Raw genomic sequence first — 18,384 nt, 5'->3', positions numbered from 1 at the left:
ACATTCTGTAAATCCCTTATTGTTATATTTAAAATATATAACCTAATTAAAATTTACACAATTATCTGTAAAGACCCCACAATATTTATGATAATTTTTCTATGAGCCTTTCATATCTGTTTATCATAGATATATTTCCTGATGTGCCACCACAATGAATATATATAATTGGCTTAGCTAATTTATCGTAATTTTCTAAAAGTGCTCTCCAAGCTATTGGATCGTAGAGTAGATCAAATTCTATACTAGTTTGTTGTATAAGCTCTTTGTAAATTTTGTAGTTCTTTATATCTAGTTGCCCAAAGTTTGTCTGAAATTGAGGTTCTAGAATTTGGGGATGTTTTAAATCTTTATCAATATATTTAAATTGTTGTTTTAAATATATTGAATCGCCAACACAGGGTATAGTAAAAACTTTTTGTCTTAAATATTTCTCTAGATATAAAGCAGTTGTTCCAGTTCCTGAAGCAACGACGATGCTATACTTTTTGAGTTTATTTCTTTTACAGTAGTTTTTAATTTCTAATGCACAACTAGCTATACCTTCTTCAGCAGAAGGATTTCTACCTCCTTGATCAAAGAAATAAATATTTTTGGTATTTTCATAATTAGTTTTTATACTTTCTAGTTCTAAAAATTCATTACTTTCAAAAAGTTGCATACCATTTTCTAATGCAAGTTTTAGGTTGCCATTCTTATTTTGTTTAAGAAACTTTGGTAAAGGTTTTATCCAGTAATGAAAATTCCAGTCTTTAATTTTAGCAAGTTGAGATAATGCCAACATGAAATTAGACTGATTACCACCAAAAGAAATAATAGTTTTAATTTGTGCGTAGTTGTCAGGATTATTTAAAATATAAGCAAGCTTTCTGGCTTTATTACCTGAAAATATAGGATGGCTTAAATCATCTCGCATTACTATGAAATCTTTATTTTCAAAAGAAATCTCTTGAAATAGAGATGATGACATTTTAATTATTATTCTTCTAAAAGTTCAAATTCGTCTTTGCCAACACCACAGTCAGGACATTCCCAGTCTTCAGGAACATCTTCCCATTTTGTACCTGGTTCAATACCATCTTCTGGCCAGCCTTCAGCTTCATCATAAATCAATCCACAAACTATACAGATATATTTTCTATATTCCATAATTTTACAACGAGTTAAATATAAAAGTTGAGCTATTTTATCATTATAGAAGGTCGATATCTAGCCTACTATGTAGAGTATTTTTAAATACTATATTTTTGAATCATCAACACCAATTTTACGTGACTTATTAGAGAAATAGACAATCTTCTGATCAATAAAAGTATCAGCAATTTCTCTGGGGATATCTTTATCTAAGTGTCTTCTTATAAGACGATAAAAAGCATCTTTATTTGTCTCATTAAAATGCTTTTTGAAAGATCTATCGATTACACTATCATAGCAAGATAGGAATTTTTTAATACGTACTTTAGGATCTGTGTTACTTGTACCAGTATCACATTGTGTTGGCGCTGTAGTAGCTATATTGAATCCTTTACGCGTATAGTAAGATGCTATACCTTTATATATCCGATCATTACTGTATATTGTAATGCTAAGATAAGTGCGAAAATCTCGATATCTTTCGACATATTCACCAACTTTGGCACAGATATAACCATCCATATTGTCTTTATTACCTTCACCATAGATTATTGGGACAAGCTCAAAATTTTTATAAATTTCAGTTTTTTTGAAATTTGACTCTAACTCTTGACTGTTGGTAAAGACTATAACTCTATCAAAATTATTTTCAGAGATACGCGAAAAGTTATTATAGTTTTCTGAATCAACTATTGCTAATTTAAGATATTCCATAATTTTACCATTTATGTATCTTTAATCTAATTTTACCCTAAAAGCTATTTAAATTGTGATATTTTGTTAAAATGATACCAAAACAGTAAAGTATTTGATTAGTATGCCTAATTTTAAATATACATACTCTCAGTTATCACAAGAGTTTTTTTCAGAGCAATCTGTATATAAGTATCCAAATGCAAAATTGTTACTTTTAAATAGTGATTTAGCTAATGACTTAGGCTTGGATTTTTCTAAGTATACACAGAAAGAGTTATTAAGCCTATTATTAGGATATAACAGTGAAAAGTCTATCTCACAAGCATATGCAGGACATCAGTTTGGTAATTTCACAATGCTTGGTGATGGTAGAGCTATATTAATAGGAGAATATCAAAAAACAGGTGGAGAATTATTAGATTTTCACCTTAAAGGAGCTGGTTTAACTAAGTTCTCAAGAGGAGGTGATGGTAAGGCTGCTTTGGGACCTATGCTTAGAGAATATATAATTAGTGAGGCGATGCATAACTTAGGTATACCAACCAGTCGTATTTTAGCTGTAATAACTACAGGTGAAAATATTCAAAGAAACAATCTTGAACAAGGTGCGATTGCTGTACGAGTTGCAAGCAGTCACATTAGAGTTGGTACTTTCCAATACGCTGCAATGCTTGGAGAGAGATACTCACAAGAGTTACTTGATTATACTATTGATAGACACAAAATTCCTTGTAATGCTAATAAGGCTTTGAGCTTACTTGACTATGTTATAGATAAGCAAATTAGTTTGATCACAGAGTGGGAGAGAGTAGGTTTTATTCATGGTGTTATGAATACAGATAATATGACTGTCTCAGGAGAGACTATTGATTATGGACCATGTGCTTTTATGGATATTTATGATCCTGAAACTGTATTTAGCTCTATTGATAGACGTGGTCGTTATGCATTTGCAAATCAAGCATCTATAGCTGGATGGAATATTGCAAGACTTGCAGAGAGTTTATTGAAACTTATTAGCTCAAATGAGGAGGAGGCTATTGAATTAGCTCAACAAAAGTTACAAGGCTATTCAGAAATATATAAAACTAAATGGAAGAAAATGTTTCTTAATAAATTAGGCTTAGATAATCACTCTGATAGTTATGATGAAATCATTTCAAACTTACTAGTAGATATGTTTAAAAATAAGCTTGATTATACAAATACATTTTATGATTTAGCATATGGTAATATTGAGAGTTTAAAAGTAAAAGGGTTAGGGTATTGGTTAGAGTCATTAAAAAACTTAGATTTAGATTATTCAATAATGCAAAAAACTAATCCAATTATAATTCCAAGGAATCATCAAGTCGAAAAAGCTATAAAGTTAGCTGAAGAAGGAAATTTGGGCAATACTTATAGTTTATTAGAAGCTACAAAAAAGCCTTACGAGTTTAGTGAAATAAAAAATAAATATATGGCTGAGCCAACAGATAAAGAAAAAGTACAGTTTACTTTTTGTGGGACCTAATTATTTTTAGTAGCTTTTGTAGTTCTATCAACAATAATCGCAGTAGTCATAGTTCCATGAATGTTTAGAGGCGTTCTAAAACTATCTATAATAGCATCTATGCCAATTATTAGAGCAATCATCTGCCAAGGCAAGCCAAAGTAAGAAAATACTACGCCAGCTGCAACAAAAGCAGTCCCAGGGATTCCTGAAACTCCTAATGAAGCAAGCATACAAATGACAGATATTAATAAGACAGTTGAGAGCGTTATATCCATACCTGTAGCATTCATTGCCATAATTGCCAATACTGCAGGAAATACACCTGCACAACCATTCATACCTAAGGTAGTTCCCATTGTAGGAGCAAATGTTGCGATACTACTAGAAGTACCATATTTATTTAGTCCATCAATCGATAATGGTAATGTGCCCATGCTTGATCTAGAAGTAGCAGCAACAACCATTGCTTTCCAAATACTTTTATAAAATCTAACGATATTTGTTCTAAATATAACTAGTAGAACAATATGCATTACTAAAACTATTGCTAAAGCTATATAACAAGTTAGAATGAAGTAAAGTACTGTAGAAATACTATTTTTATCAAGTTCAACACTCATCTGAATCATTAGGCCTAAGACACCATAAGGTGTGATAGCTATAATCATTCTTGCTAACTTTTTGATTACAAAAAATGCTGAATCTATCAGATTAATAAAAGGAGCCGCTAGTTTACTATCTTCACGATGGGCAATTAACATAGAAAAACCAAGTAATATAGCAAATATAACAACAGCCATAACATTATTATTGTTCATCTGCTTAAAGATATTATTTGGTAAAAATCCTAAAATAGTTTGAGAGATTGTCGATGTTTGCATATCTTTACCAACTTTACCTGTAATAGCTGCAACATCTATACCCTGACCTAGATGCATTGTAATTGCTACTACAGCACCAATTGCTGCGCTTATTCCTGTTAGAACTAGAAGTATAGCAATTGTTTTGTAGGCAAACTTTATTACATATGAGCCTTCGTAGTTCTTAAGATTAACTATCGAATGAATGATAGATGTTAGAACTATTGGTATAATCAGCATTTTAAGTAAAGAAATATATCCGTCACCTAAAATGTCACTAAGTTGGATAAATGTTTTACTATGTTGATTAACAACATTATAAGCAATACCAATTACAATACCTGCTATTAGAGCTAGTATTGTACGAAAATTAAAACCAAAACCCTTAACTTGTAGGAAAATTAGAACAAGTAGAGAAAATATAAGTATAAAAGCCATATGAACCTCTAAACTGAGACTTAATAAGCTCAAGATTTTAGCATACTCTACTAATTTAGTATATTACAAATACAAGAGTTTTATATTTAACTTGCTTAAAATTAAAATGTATTTTTTTTAAAATGAATATTATAATGAAAATATTAAAATTTTTAGATGTAAGATAGTATGTCACAAACACTTATGTATCAAGAAACTAGTAGCAGTTTCGAAAAAGTAGCAAATCAACTTAAGTTAAATAAAACTATAGTTGAAGATATTGCTAATAAATTAAAAGAAAAAGGAATTAAAAGAGTAATTACTGTAGCTAGAGGTAGTTCTGATTGTGTTGCTAATTTTGCAAAATACTTATTTGAAACTCAATTAGGTTTTAGTGTTTCATCTTTACCACCATCAGTAACAACTATCTACGGTAAAAATATTGGCGATGAGAAGACATTAGCTATCGGTATTTCTCAGTCTGGTGGCTCTCCAGATCTAAGGTTAGCCTTAGAAGGATGTAAAAAGGCTGGCTGTATAACTTTAGCAATAGTAAATAAAGAAGAGTCTCCTTTAGCAGAAAGTGCAGATTTAGTTTTACCAGTTAGAGCAGATGCTGAGAATGCTGTAGCAGCGACAAAGAGTGTTATAACATCATTAGTAGCTTTAGTAAGTATTGTTGCAGAGTATAATCAAGATTCATCTTTACTGGTAAGTTTACAAAAGTTACCTGAAGCTCTAAAAGAGAGCTTAAAATCAGATTGGTCTGATGCTGTGCAGGAATTAAAAGTTAGTAAAAACATGTTTGTTATTGGTCGAGGTTTTGGTTTCCCTATTGCTCAAGAAATGGCTTTAAAGCTTAAAGAAACATGTGGTATACATGCTGAAGCATTTAGTTCTGCGGAGGTTTTACATGGACCTTTTGCTTTAATGACTCGTACATTTACTACTTTTACAATTTTACAAAGTGATGAAAGTGCTAAGGGCACTCATGAGATTGTGAAAAAAATGACGGATTTGGATGTCAAAACAATTTGTGCTACTACAGACCCACAATCAGCAGCAAAACTACATTTACACGTAAATGTAGAAATTCATCCAATACTTCAGACGGTTATTTTATTACAAGAGTTTTACCTTATGGTTAATGAATTAGCGGTATCTTTAGGTCTTAATCCTGATAACCCTGTGAATCTGAAAAAAGTTACCGAAACAGTTTAGTAATATCCCATATAAAATTATTTAATTATTTTAAATTTAGAAAATATTTTACAACACTAGTGGAGACTTGTATGAAAGAAGGCAGTAAGTTCAAAATTTTTATGGTTATATTTTTCTCAGCAATGGGAGGTATGCTATATGGTTATGATATTGGTGTTATAAATAGTGCATTTTTATTTATTAAAGATGATATACCAATGACTACCTTTGAGACTTCTTTATTAGGAGGATCTGTCCTATTTGGAGGTGCATTTGCCATTTTAGTGGCTGGAGTGATGGCTGATATTATTGGTAGGAAGAAGACATTAATAATATCAGGGCTTATTTTTATAATTTCGGTGATAATTATATATTTAGCTCAAAGTTACTCAGTTTTACTTTTAGCTCGTCTAATACAAGGGATATCTGTTGGATTTATAACTATTACAGTTCCATTATATCTAACAGAGGTTGTTCCTGGTGGAATACGCGGTGTTGCTGTGACACTTTTTCAATTATTTCTAACTGCTGGTATCTTGATATCAAACTATATAGGTTTGTTATTTTCATCAACTCATGATTGGCGTGGAATGTTTTTAACAGCTTTATTCCCTGCGATTATATTTTTTGCAGGAAGCTTTTTCCTAACTAAATCACCTAGATGGTTACTAATGATGGAAAAAGAGCAAGAAGCTAAAGATTTACTAACACAGTCAGTTGGTTCTGAAGAAGCTAATCAACAAATAGCTGAAATTAAAGCTGTAATGTTGAAATCTAAAGAAGAAGGTAGTATTTGGCAAAAATTATCTCATAAGCATTATTTGGTTCCTGTGCTATTAGTTTTTTCAATAGCAGTACTGCAACAGATGACAGGTATAAATAGTATATTGCAGTTCTCATCAACTATGCTTAAAGAGTCTGGCCTTGGCTCTGATTATGCTGCTATACTTGGTGGCGTAACTATTACTGCGATAAACTTTTTAGCAACACTTATAGCTGTATTTATAGCAGATAAGCTAGAAAGAAAGTTTATGGCATCTTTTGGTACTTTTATGGTCGCAGCCTCTTTAATCGTAACAGGACTTTTAGCTTTGTTTTTACCAATTGGAGAGTTAAAAGGTATCGTATTGTTAATAGGTTTCCTATGCTTTATATTCTTTTATGCAATCGGTCCAGGGGCTTATATTTGGGTGGTTATGTCAGAGTTATTACCTAATGGTATCCGTAGTAAAGCTTTAGGTATGGCATTATTTTTAAATAGTATGGCTTCAGCAATATTAGCATCTGTATTTTTACCTATATCTAATACATTTGGAAGTAGTAGCATGTTATTTGTATGTGGTATATGTTCTTTAGTGTATAGTTTTATTGTATTAAAGTTTGTGCCAAAAACTACAGGGCGTTCATTAGAAGATATTGAAAAAGAATTTATGAAATAATTATTTAATTTATTTTTCATTATGTTAGAATGTTTGTATGTATTTTGGTAAATCCTTATCAAAACGTAAGCGTTAACGTTATCCAACGCATAGTTTATTAATTTAAAGGTAGTCCTTTTAAGGATTGCTGTAACTATGCATAAAAGGATAATTTCAATGATTCAAAGAAAAAATATAATTTCACTTATAATAGCAACAGCTTTTTTTATGGAAATGCTTGATAGCACTATTGTTGTCACAGCTGTACCTAAAATGGCTGATTATTTTGGCATAAATTTTAGCTATATAAATTTAGCTATTACTGCTTATGCTACTTCAATAGCTGTTTTTTTATTAATAGCTCCATGGATTAGTAATAGAATTGGAGATAAAAATACATATGTTTTATCAATAGCTATTTTTAGCTTAGGCTCTTTATTATGTGGTTTAAGTAAAAATATACTAATGCTAGTAATTGCTGAGATTATTCAAGGTGCTGGAGCTGCACTTATGGTGCCAGTTGGAAGAACCATAATATTTAAGCAAACTCCTAAAGACCAATATCTTAAAGCAATTGCATGGATGGTATGGCCAGCATTAATTGCACCAGTCGTTGGTCCAGTTCTAGGTGCATATATAGTAAAATATGCAAGCTGGAGATATATGTTTTTTATAAATATTCCAATAGGTATTGTGCTATCTGTTTTGTCTATTTTTTTACTAAATAATACAAAAACCTCAGATAAAGAAAAAAAAGCGTTTGATTTTAAGGGCTTTATAATACTTGCAATATTAATTATATCTGTGATTTTCTTGCTTGAGTCATGCTTAAAAGATTCAATATTTATAAGCCATAGACCTATACTTATAGCTAGTTTGATTATTACAATATTATTGAGTGTTGTATATTATAAAAAGTCTAAAAATCATATAATAAATATTTCTGCTTTTAAAATACATAGTTTTAGAGGCTCTATTATAAACTCTACATTTTTTAGGATAACAACAGGAGCTATGCCTTTTGTTATACCATTATATTTTCAACAAGCTTTAGGTTTTTCAGCCATAAAAGCAGGAAGTCTATTATTAATAATGTTTGTCGGGAATTTAGGAGCCAAAGTATTTGTGAATCATTTGATTAAAAAGTTTGGTAATGAGTTAGTCATATCTATAGGGAGTATCGTGCAAATGATAAGTGTTGCTATGATATTAACAATAACACAGACATCACCTTTATTTTATATTAGTATTATTTTACTTATAAACGGGGTTATAAGGTCAGTTTTATTTACATCTTATATGTCTAGAGTATTTATTGATGTACCAAAAAGTAGTCTTAATGATGCAAATGCTATTAATAACATATTATTCCAACTAACCTTTGGGATGGCTGTTTCACTAGCTGCGATATTATTAAACTGGTTTTTTAATATTTTTAGTGTAAATGTAGCATTTGATATCACAATTATTATATTTGCTGTTATTGCTTTAATTCCTACATTATTGAATTTCTTTTTGAAAGAGAATATAGCTAAGCAGGATTATCAATATCAATAAACTTTGTATCTAATTTAAACTTTGTTTCTAATAGCTTAGCAATAGCTTTAGCACCTTCTTTTTCAGTGGCATGATGTCCTGCAGCTATATAATTTATACCTAATTCCCGAGCTATGTGAGTCGTTCTTTCTGAGATCTCACCAGATATAAAAGTATCGGCTCCAGCATCATAAGCATATTCTATAAAGTCTTGAGCTCCGCCAGTACAGATGGCAACTTTTTTATTTTGATTTTTTGCTTTTATAACAGTAGGTAGTCGATTTAGCTTTTCCTGGATAAGTTTACTAAAACTATTTAAGTCTAAATTACAATTTGCTATAACTGAAATATCAGGTTTAGAACCTGTATCAAAAAATTCTATATTGTTTAGATTTAGTTTTTTTGCCAAAAGGATGTTATTGCCAATATTTTTATGCCCATCTAGTGGTAAATGGTAGCCAAAAAGATGTATGCCATTTTTTATAAGTTTAGCAATACGTTGATATTTCATACCAACAATGGGGTAGCTTTCACCTTTCCAAAAATAACCGTGATGAACAACAATAGCATCTGCATTTTCTTGTATAGCAGAGTCAATAAGATCTTGGCATGCTGTAACACCCGTTATAACTTTTTTAATATCTCTATCACCTTGTATTTGCAAGCCATTAGGTGCATAGTCCTTGTAGTCATTTACTTCAAAATAATCATTTAAGAAATTTTCTAAATCTTTAAAGTACATAGGTCTGAAAAATCAACTTTATAATGGTATAATCTTACATTGTATATTTTCGTATGATTATTTGAAGTATAAATATATTTTTTTGGAATCTTTTATATGAATAAAACAAATGTTGTAAAAGTAGGTAGTGTTTTAATTGGTGGTGATAACCCAGTCGTAGTTCAGTCAATGACTGATACATATACCGCAGATATTGAAAAAACAGTTAAGCAAATTTTAGCTTTGCATAAAGCAGGAAGTGAAATAGTTCGAATTACAGTTAATGATGAGCCAGCTGCTGCAGCGGTACCTGAAATTGTTAAAGAGTTAGCAAAGCATGATTGCCATGTACCAATAGTTGGTGATTTTCATTATAACGGTCATACGCTTTTAAGTAAGTATCCAGAGTGTGCAAAAGCTTTAGCAAAGTATCGTATAAACCCTGGTAATGTTGGTTTCGGTAAGAAAAAAGATACACAATTTGCTGAGATAGTTAAAATAGCGATAGAAAATGATAAACCTGTACGTATAGGTGTAAACTGGGGTAGTTTAGATCAGGCTCTTTTAGCAAGATTGATTGATGAAAATAATGCTCAAGAACATCCGTTAAGTTTGCAGCAGATTATGCATAAAGCTTTGATAACATCAGCATTAGAAAGTGCTAAGTATGCTGAGGAACTTGGTTTAGCTAAAGATAAAATTATAATCTCTTGTAAAGTTAGTGAAGTTCAAGATTTGGTAGCAGTGTATCAAAAATTATCAAAAGAATGTAATTATGCATTACATTTAGGTCTGACAGAAGCTGGTATGGGTACTAAAGGTATCGTAGCAAGTGCTGTGAGCTTAGGTATACTATTACAGCAAGGAATAGGTAATACTATACGTGTATCTTTAACGCCTGCTCCAAATGCTCCTCGTACTGAGGAAGTTAGAGTGTGTCGTGAAATACTACAAAATTTAGGCATGAGAACATTTACACCAAGTGTGACATCATGTCCTGGTTGTGGTAGAACAACCAGCTCATTCTTTAGAGAGTTAACTAGCCAAGTAAAAGATCATTTAGATGAGAAAATGCATCAATGGAAAGAGCAGTACAAAGGTGTAGAAGGTATGAAGGTAGCTGTAATGGGTTGTGTTGTAAATGGACCTGGCGAATCGAAAAATGCTAATATCGGAATAAGTTTGCCAGGAAGTGGTGAATCTCCTGTTGCACCAGTATTTATTGATGGTAAAAAAGCTCACACTTTACGTGGAGATAATATCTCTGGAGAATTTATCGAGATTGTTGAGAATTATGTCAAAAATCGTTATGGTTGCAAATAATCTAAAGTAAGGTATTTTAAAAATGTCAGTAGTTTTTGTTAATACACCTTTTACTAGACTTAAGTTAGGATATACCAATAATACACAAGGTTTTAGTAAAGAAAAATATGCTAAATTAAACCTCTCAGATAACGTTGGTGACAAACATCTAGTTGTAGAAAAAAACCGTAACTTATTTAAGTCTTATGTAAATGCTGATGTTAAGTGGTTAAGACAAAATCATAGTAGTATTGTTAAAAATTTTGACGAATATGATGGTGAGTTTTGTGATGCTATATTTACAAGTAGACCAAAACAGGCATGTGTTGTTTTAACTGCAGACTGTCTGCCAATAATTTTATTTGATAAACGTATGACAAAAGTTGCTGCAATACATGCAGGTTGGAAGGGTTTATCAAAAGGGATATTAGAAGAAACATTAAAAGAATTTGTAGGTCTTGATATAGTTGCATGGCTTGGTCCTTGTATTAGTGAGCCTTTTTATGAGGTTGGCCAAGATGTTCATGATAAGTTTGTACAGCAACATGAGAACTTTGGTCAAGCTTTTAGGCAAAAGAGTGAAAATAAATATTTATTTGATATGAAGTTTATTGCCAAACAAATATTAAATGATAATCATTGTTTTGATATTGTTGATTCTGGTTTGTGCACATATAGTAATAAAAGATTCTACTCATATCGTAAAGAAGGTGTAACAGGTAGACAAGCTACATTTGTATGGTTTGAGTAAATTTGAAATTGGATAATAAGGGGATTTAGATGTCTGAAAAATTACAAGTTTTAAAAGAAATAATGAAACAAAAGGGCTATGATTTTTATCTAGTGCCTTCTACAGATGACCATAATAATGAGTATTTGCCAAAATGTTGGCAGTATCGTGCTTGGATTAGCGAATTTGATGGCTCAGCAGGTGACGTTTTAATAACTATGGATAAATCATTTTTATCTACTGATGGTAGATATTTTTCTCAAGCAGAGGCCCAATTAGATGATAAATATTTTTCTTTATTAAAACAGAGTGGCTATGAATCAAAAATTGAAGAATGGTTAAAGGATAACTTCAGTGGTAAGACATTAGCTGTTGACCCTAAAAAGATAGGTATTACAGGTGCTGAAAAACTACTTTCTATAGCAGAAGAAAACGGTGGGAAAGTTATTTTTGATAGTGAAAACCTAGTAGCAAAAGCGCAACAAAAGCTAAATCAAGAGACACCAATACCTGCAGAAAAAGTTTTTGTTCATGAAATCCAGTATGCTGGACAATCTGTTGATTCAAAATTAAAAAATATTAGAAGTTATCTAAAATCAATAAATGCAGAATGCTTGATTGAAACAAGTTTAGATTCAATTATGTGGGCATTAAACATTAGAGGCAGAGATGTAAAAAATACACCTCTGGCTATTTGCTATATGGCTGTAACTATTGAAAGTACTTTCTTGTATATAAATAATGATAAGGTCACACAAGAGGTGAGAGATCATCTTGAGCAGAATAATGTTGTAATTATGAATTATGAAGACTTCTTTAATGATTTGAAGAAGTTTGCTGCAAAATTTGTAATTGATAGTAGAGCTGCTAGCTATGCTGTTAAGCTAGCTGTAAAAGAAAATGAACATAGTAAGCTAATACAAGGTAGTAATCCTATCGTTATAAGCAAAGCATTAAAAAATTCTGTAGAAATAAATGGTGCTAAAGATGCTCATAAAAAAGATGCTGTGGCATTTATTAAATGGTGGCATTGGATGGAAAATAATTTCCAAGGCACTACTGAGTTAGATGCTATAGCTAAATTAGTAGAATATCGTGCAGAGCAGAAGAATTATTTAGAAGATAGTTTTGATTATATTGCTGGATATGCTGAACATGGAGCATTACCTCACTATAGTGCTACAGAAGGATCAAATAAAGAAATTAAAGATGATGCACCATTTTTATGTGATTCTGGAGGACAGTATAAAGAAGGTACCACTGACGTTACTAGGGTGTTACATTTTGGTAGACCATCAAAAGAGCATAGAAGGTATTATACATTAGTATTAAAAGGGCATTTAGGTCTTGGTAGAGCTGTTTTCCCTAAAGGAACAACAGGGTCTCACCTTGATGTGTTAGCTCGTGAACATCTGTGGCATTTTTGTTCAGACTATAGTCATGGGACAGGTCATGGTGTTGGTAGCTTTTTAGGTGTACATGAAGGACCTCAAAGAATAAACTCATCATCAAAAGTAGAACTTATGCCAGGTATGATTCTAAGTAATGAGCCTGGAGCATATTTTCCTGGTGAATTCGGTATTAGAATTGAGAATTTATGCTATGTAAAACAACGTAATCAAGAATCTCCTACTGGACATGGTCAATTTTATTGTTTTGAGGATCTAACTTTGATTCCTTATGAGTTTAAAATGATCGAAACATGGATGTTGACTTATACTGAGAAGAAAACTATTAATAACTACTATAGTAGAATTAGAAAAGAAGTCTTACCATTAATTGATGATCAAGAAGTTAGAGATTTCTTATTATTTAAAACTAGACATATTAAATAATATTAAACTCAAATATACTATGATTTGATCACGGTATAATACAAGTATTAGAAATGACAAAGAAAACAGCAGATAAAAAAGATAGTTCTAAAGGTAGTAAAAATTCTACTTTTAGGATTATAAAAATACTTATTTTTTTAGGCCTAGCTATTGCAGGAGGCTTCTCGGGAACTTTTTTTGATAAATATGACCTAAAGCAGAAGTTTATTAGTTTTAGGCACAGCATATATAACTATTTTTCGAGTAAGCCGGTAAAAAGTAACTATACTGCCAAAGATAATCAAAATATTGTAGCTAAGTTTTTCTCTCAAAGTGATGATGCTAAAAAGCAGCAAGCAAATCAATTTAATGACTTAAAGCAATATTCACCTCAAAGAACCTTACCGGCAGTGACTAATTACTGTCATGATTTCTTAATTTATGGTAATCCTAGTTTTGATGTGGCAAGTGGTTTAGGTCAAGTAAATCTTTATCTATGTAGAGATGGTTATGTTGTTGGTTATAATTATAAGACTAAAGAAGCAAGCTGGGTTGCATTTAAACTAACAAAAGCAAAAGTGGCGAATAAACTTAAGAGAAATGATAAGTTTAAAGAAGATGATGATGTACCTTTTGTTTATAGAGCGACTTTAGATGATTATTCGCATTCTGGTTATGATCGAGGTCATTTAGCATCTTATGCATCTATGGATTTTAGTAAAAAATCTGCGGAGGAATCTTTCTTGCTATCAAACATGTCGCCACAGAAAGCGGGGCTTAATAGACAAGGTTGGGAAAGACTTGAGACAGATGAACGTATTTGGGCAAATATGTATGATAGTATATATGTCTATACAGGTCCTATTTATAAAAAACAGAAAATTCATAAAACTATAGGTGATAATAAAGTAGCTGTGCCTGATTATTTCTTTAAGATAATTTATGTGCCATCAAAAAATAAAGCTATAGCTTTTGTGATGCCAAATGCAAGAGTTAATAAAACAAAAATTGCTAACTATAGATCTTCTATAAAAGACATTGAGCAACGTACAGGATTACATTTCTTAAATAATATTCCAGATAGAAGTATGGTTGTTGATAATGTTTCATCAATGTGGCGAACTTCTTATTTTTGATTATAATTTTATGCTTTAAATCTTTACAGTATTTGTAATCTCATAATTTTGATTGTAAATTTTTGCTTTATTAATAAATTTTAAAACAATAAGTGTCGTTTTTATAAAAGTTATAAAAATGGCTAAAGTATTTGAAATTCTTAAGTCATATAAATTTAACTATAGATTACAAATTAAAATATACTAGCTATAGAATAGGAGTAATTATAAATGAATGATAGACCATGGGAGAATAAAAATATAAAGTCTGCCAATCATGCAGCTGAAATTATTAATATAAACTTCCCTGATATTGAAATTAAAAATATTAAATTACTCGGACAAGGTTGGGATAATACTACGTGGATTGTTAATAAAAACTTATGTTTTAGATTTCCAAAACATAAGAGAGCCGAAAGACTATTATCAAATGAAATAAATATATTATCAAACTGTATTCGATCAGAATGTATTAATACTCCTTATCCAAAATATATATGTTCATCTCCAAAGTCATTTGAATATATTTTTTATGCCCATGATTATATATCTGGTTTAACTGGAGATATTGCTAAACTAAATCGTAGTAATAGAATATTTATAGCTAAGAAGTTAGCAATTTTTTTAAAAGAATTACATAGTACTCCTATAGAAAAGTGTATTTCTTTTGGAATAAAAAGAGATCAAATGAATAGACTAGGTTTTAGATATAGATACGAAGAATTTAAAAAGCGCATAGATTTTTTAATAAACAAGAATTTGTTAAATGGGTATCCTAAAATTGAAAGCTTCTATAAAGAAAATATGGATATTACTATTCCTGAGGACATTAGATTATGTCATGGCGACTTATATTCTAAACACTTAATAATTCATAATAATGATTTGTCTGGAATTATTGATTGGGGGGATTCTGAACTTATTCATCCAGCAATAGATCTTGCTATTGTATATCAATACTTACCTAAAGAAACACATTCAATATTTTGGAATATTTATGGAGAAGTTGAAAATAATATTCATACTATAGCTATACTCAGAGCTATATATAGCAGTGTTACTATTTGTTGGTATGCTCATCAAGTTGGTGATATATCACTTTTAAATGAAGGAATTATAAGCTTAGACATGATAAGTGAGTTAATATAATAAATAGCATTAAATTTCTTAAATAATATCCACAAATGTAACGAGCTTCTTATTTTCAGTTTTTAGCTAAGATACTACCACTAACTACTTTAGCTGCTTGCTGAATAATTTTCTCATTACTTGCTGCTTTTTTATTTGTAGGGTCTGTATACATTATGCCTAAAGCAAAAGGTTCTGAATCTTTTTGCCATATAATAGCAATATCATTAGTTGCGCCATATTGCCCACAAGTTCCAGTTTTATCACCTATTATCCAGTTTTTAGGCATACCTACAGCTATTCTATTTTTACCAGTAGTATTATTTTGTAAGTATTTAATAAATATGTCCTTATGCTTTTTATCTAAAATATTTCCAAAAGCTAATTTATATAAATCTGTTGTAATGGCTTTAGGAGTAGTTTTATTTATATTACTATTTGGTGAAGTATAATTTACCTTGGGTTCAGAGTTTTTTATTAAAGTCTCGTTATCACCTATTTCTTTGACAAACTTATCAACTTCCTTAATTCCTCCTAGCTGTTTTATAAGAATATCAGCTGCAGGGTTATCACTTAATATAGCAGCAAAACAAAGTTGTGAAATACTCAAACTTTTTCCAATATTCTTCCCTGTAACAGGAGCATAGCCTAGTCCTTCAACATCTTGTTTTGATATTAATATTTTCTTATCTAAAAAACCTTTATGATACATATTATGTTCTAAAATAGCACCAACCAGTAAGAATTTGAAAACACTGCAAATAGGAAAATGGTAATTTTCATTATAGTTGAAAGAAGTTTTATTTGGAGTATTTAGGCTATAAATACCAAGTTTTCCATTATATTGTTTTTCTAAATTTTTAAAAGAATCATTTGTTTGTGTATTTGCTAAGAGCATAGCTGGTAATAAAGATATGATTGTAACAAGTGATTTCATAGTTTTAATTCTAAAGTGAAAAAAACAGTAATTAGAGTTTATATTTGCTGATAATAGTTCTCAATAATGATTTGGCATTTTTCTCTCATAAATTTATTTAAATTATTTAAGACTGTTATGAAAAGTTAATTTACTTTGTGTTATATAGATAATAATATATAAATTTACTAGTCTAATTATTATTTTTGTGAGGGCTATACACTTATATGAAACTACCACAGTCTGAAAGACTAATATATAAATTGATCTCAAGTAGCGAAGAAGATATTCGCTTATTAACTTCATTAGATGCAAATTCTAAAAATAAAGAGCATTTTCCTAATGGAGCATTATTAGAAAAAGATATCCCTATAATGGTACAAAGGTTTCTAGAAGGATATAAAAAATATAATACTCCTATTTTTATGATATTTGATAAAAATGCTAATTTTATTGGTAGAGTTGGGTTTGGTTATGCTAAAGAGTTAGATTCGATTGAAATAGGTTATGTAATAGATCATATGTATTGGGGTAAAGGGTATGCTACAGAGGCTGTTAAAACATTGCTTGAGTGGGCTAAGTTAAACTTAAAATATAAGGAAATTTTTGCCCTTGCTAATATTGAAAATATGGCTTCAATAAAAGTTATGCAAAAAGTAGGTATGGAGTATGTTGATTCTAGAGTTTTAGAAAAAGTTAAATGTGATATTTACAAAAAAGTTCTTACTTAAAGTCAGCTCCGTAAGGAGAGTAGTTAAAATAAGATTTATGATGCTCTTGTGCAGATTCAAGTTTGGAAAGAGTATCTCCATATGTAAGATGCGAATTTCTTTTGTGGTACTTATCCCATAGATCTTTATTATGAAATTCATCTTTAGTTGATGCACAACTTGATAATATAGATATTGTGAATAGTAAAAATATAATTCTTTTAAACATAATTTTATGTATAATAATTTATAGATCTAAATTGTTATTTTATCAGATTAGCTAGATAATATTTATACAAATGCTTTTTATTTTTTAACAAAATTACTCCTGTATATGCTTTAATTTGCTTATTACTTTTTGAGTAGTGCTATTAATTTTCCCCATGTGTTTTGGTCAACTATATTGCTATCCTAATAATTTCTTTCATTAGCGTGGGGATATAGAATCAATTATGGATGCAAAAGAAGAGATTTCTTTCGTTGAATTAATAACAGTAATAGCATTTATTATAGTTATCACTACTATGGTGGCGCCTGTATATGCAAATCACAGAGTAAGAAATAGAATTTTCTCAGAACTGGAGAAATTAAAAACAATTTCTCAATATATATCAAATGAGTCAGGGGTAATAAACTATTCTTTTGAGAACTTAACAAATATACCAAAAGACTTTTATATAAAACCTGGCGGAGCTATAGCTTTAAATACAGATAATATAGTTACTGGCTCATCAATATCTTTAGTACCAACTTTAACATCAGGAGCTATTGTTTGGAGCTGTGTTAGCATAGGGCTGTCTAAGCTCCAAATACCTAAATCTTGTAAACAAAACTCAACCTATCGGAAGAAATTTGTTAAATCATTGTATGACTTAACAAAAGATTCAGATAGTTTCATAGTCATCCAACATGGCCAAGAAGAAGTAATGGTTAAATGCACTGTGCATAAATGTACGATTACTGAAATTAATGGTAAGAGATGGTTGGCTCAATATATAGAACAGTTAAATACTATTCAATTATATAAAGAAGATTCTGATTATTTGATTTATATACAGGAGAGTAATTTAAGCATAGACCCTTCTTTAGTTGATTCAGAGTTACTCCAGCAATTCATTAGGCTCTGTGCACAAAAATAAATTTTCATCGAAGCCAAATAAAAGTACAAGCTAATTTAATCATTCCTAGATAT

Annotated in this window: 18 protein-coding genes; 11 read left to right on the top strand and 7 right to left on the bottom strand. The window is 30.4% G+C overall.

What is annotated here, in order from left to right:
• Window positions 1–85: 85 nt before the first annotated feature.
• The 3 genes from AB8E56_RS08370 to AB8E56_RS08360 all read right to left on the bottom strand — a co-directional run bounded on the left by AB8E56_RS08370 (window position 86) and on the right by AB8E56_RS08360 (window position 1,848).
• Entirely contained in the window at window positions 86–970 is an 885-nt protein-coding gene (locus AB8E56_RS08370; RefSeq protein ID WP_329480020.1) for a 1-aminocyclopropane-1-carboxylate deaminase, read from the bottom strand.
• 8 nt (window positions 971–978) lie between these two features.
• Window positions 979–1,149: a rubredoxin gene (locus tag AB8E56_RS08365; RefSeq protein ID WP_013922958.1), complete on the bottom strand. Its 171-nt coding sequence runs from the start codon at window positions 1,147–1,149 to the stop codon at window positions 979–981.
• A gap of 90 nt (window positions 1,150–1,239) precedes the next feature.
• On the bottom strand, window positions 1,240–1,848 hold the full coding sequence (locus tag AB8E56_RS08360) for a hypothetical protein (RefSeq protein ID WP_329480015.1): 609 nt from the start codon (window positions 1,846–1,848) through the stop codon (window positions 1,240–1,242).
• 103 nt (window positions 1,849–1,951) lie between these two features.
• Here AB8E56_RS08360 and AB8E56_RS08355 point away from each other — a divergent pair, with 103 nt between their 5' ends.
• The gene (locus AB8E56_RS08355; protein ID WP_329480013.1) at window positions 1,952–3,343 is read left to right on the top strand and encodes a protein adenylyltransferase SelO family protein; all 1,392 of its coding nucleotides are present in this window, start codon (window positions 1,952–1,954) and stop codon (window positions 3,341–3,343) included.
• On the opposite strand, the gene AB8E56_RS08350 is transcribed toward AB8E56_RS08355, so the two are convergent.
• Complete coding sequence (locus tag AB8E56_RS08350; protein WP_329480011.1) at window positions 3,340–4,623, bottom strand: dicarboxylate/amino acid:cation symporter; 1,284 nt, start codon at window positions 4,621–4,623, stop codon at window positions 3,340–3,342. The genes AB8E56_RS08355 and AB8E56_RS08350 overlap by 4 nt on opposite strands.
• A 168-nt stretch (window positions 4,624–4,791) precedes the next feature.
• Here AB8E56_RS08350 and AB8E56_RS08345 point away from each other — a divergent pair, with 168 nt between their 5' ends.
• The 3 genes from AB8E56_RS08345 to AB8E56_RS08335 all read left to right on the top strand — a co-directional run bounded on the left by AB8E56_RS08345 (window position 4,792) and on the right by AB8E56_RS08335 (window position 8,777).
• Window positions 4,792–5,823, top strand: coding sequence for an SIS domain-containing protein (locus AB8E56_RS08345; protein WP_329480009.1), 1,032 nt, complete (start codon window positions 4,792–4,794; stop codon window positions 5,821–5,823).
• 71 nt (window positions 5,824–5,894) lie between these two features.
• Window positions 5,895–7,241 (top strand): sugar porter family MFS transporter, encoded by a 1,347-nt coding sequence (locus AB8E56_RS08340; protein WP_329480007.1) that lies wholly within the window; start codon window positions 5,895–5,897, stop codon window positions 7,239–7,241.
• Window positions 7,242–7,397: 156 nt separating this feature from the next.
• Entirely contained in the window at window positions 7,398–8,777 is a 1,380-nt protein-coding gene (locus AB8E56_RS08335; protein ID WP_329480005.1) for an MFS transporter, read from the top strand.
• On the opposite strand, the gene AB8E56_RS08330 is transcribed toward AB8E56_RS08335, so the two are convergent.
• Window positions 8,752–9,498: a Nif3-like dinuclear metal center hexameric protein gene (locus AB8E56_RS08330; protein WP_329480003.1), complete on the bottom strand. Its 747-nt coding sequence runs from the start codon at window positions 9,496–9,498 to the stop codon at window positions 8,752–8,754. The two genes, AB8E56_RS08335 and AB8E56_RS08330, sit on opposite strands and share 26 nt — an antisense overlap.
• 96 nt (window positions 9,499–9,594) lie before the next feature.
• Between AB8E56_RS08330 and ispG the strand changes: the two genes are divergently transcribed.
• From ispG to AB8E56_RS08305, 5 genes are all read left to right on the top strand, one after another.
• Complete coding sequence (gene ispG / locus AB8E56_RS08325) at window positions 9,595–10,800, top strand: flavodoxin-dependent (E)-4-hydroxy-3-methylbut-2-enyl-diphosphate synthase (protein ID WP_329480001.1); 1,206 nt, start codon at window positions 9,595–9,597, stop codon at window positions 10,798–10,800.
• A 22-nt stretch (window positions 10,801–10,822) separates the two neighbouring features.
• On the top strand, window positions 10,823–11,530 hold the full coding sequence (gene pgeF, locus AB8E56_RS08320) for a peptidoglycan editing factor PgeF (protein WP_329479998.1): 708 nt from the start codon (window positions 10,823–10,825) through the stop codon (window positions 11,528–11,530).
• Window positions 11,531–11,559: 29 nt separating this feature from the next.
• Window positions 11,560–13,344, top strand: a complete 1,785-nt coding sequence (locus tag AB8E56_RS08315; RefSeq protein WP_329479996.1) for an aminopeptidase P family protein — start codon at window positions 11,560–11,562, stop codon at window positions 13,342–13,344.
• A gap of 53 nt (window positions 13,345–13,397) precedes the next feature.
• Window positions 13,398–14,459, top strand: coding sequence for a DNA/RNA non-specific endonuclease (locus AB8E56_RS08310; protein ID WP_329479994.1), 1,062 nt, complete (start codon window positions 13,398–13,400; stop codon window positions 14,457–14,459).
• Between the two features lie 210 nt (window positions 14,460–14,669).
• Window positions 14,670–15,587, top strand: a complete 918-nt coding sequence (locus tag AB8E56_RS08305; RefSeq protein ID WP_329479992.1) for an aminoglycoside phosphotransferase family protein — start codon at window positions 14,670–14,672, stop codon at window positions 15,585–15,587.
• A gap of 55 nt (window positions 15,588–15,642) precedes the next feature.
• Here the strand turns inward: AB8E56_RS08305 and bla are convergent, their stop codons facing one another.
• Complete coding sequence (gene bla / locus AB8E56_RS08300; protein WP_329479990.1) at window positions 15,643–16,503, bottom strand: class A beta-lactamase; 861 nt, start codon at window positions 16,501–16,503, stop codon at window positions 15,643–15,645.
• Window positions 16,504–16,709: 206 nt separating this feature from the next.
• On the opposite strand from bla, the gene AB8E56_RS08295 reads away from it, so the two are divergent.
• Window positions 16,710–17,213 (top strand): GNAT family N-acetyltransferase, encoded by a 504-nt coding sequence (locus AB8E56_RS08295; RefSeq protein WP_329479988.1) that lies wholly within the window; start codon window positions 16,710–16,712, stop codon window positions 17,211–17,213.
• Here the strand turns inward: AB8E56_RS08295 and AB8E56_RS08290 are convergent.
• A complete protein-coding gene (locus AB8E56_RS08290; RefSeq protein ID WP_329479986.1) occupies window positions 17,206–17,421 on the bottom strand; it encodes a hypothetical protein in 216 nt (71 codons plus the stop codon). The two genes, AB8E56_RS08295 and AB8E56_RS08290, sit on opposite strands and share 8 nt — an antisense overlap.
• 223 nt (window positions 17,422–17,644) lie before the next feature.
• Here AB8E56_RS08290 and AB8E56_RS08285 point away from each other — a divergent pair, with 223 nt between their 5' ends.
• Window positions 17,645–18,331 (top strand): pilin, encoded by a 687-nt coding sequence (locus AB8E56_RS08285; RefSeq protein ID WP_329479984.1) that lies wholly within the window; start codon window positions 17,645–17,647, stop codon window positions 18,329–18,331.
• Window positions 18,332–18,384: the final 53 nt, after the last annotated feature.

Origin of the sequence: Francisella sp. 19X1-34, assembly GCF_041102755.1 — a bacterium.
GTDB lineage: Bacteria > Pseudomonadota > Gammaproteobacteria > Francisellales > Francisellaceae > Francisella.
Note: the sequence above shows the minus strand (reverse complement) of the source record. Positions and strands in the feature narration are given on the sequence as shown.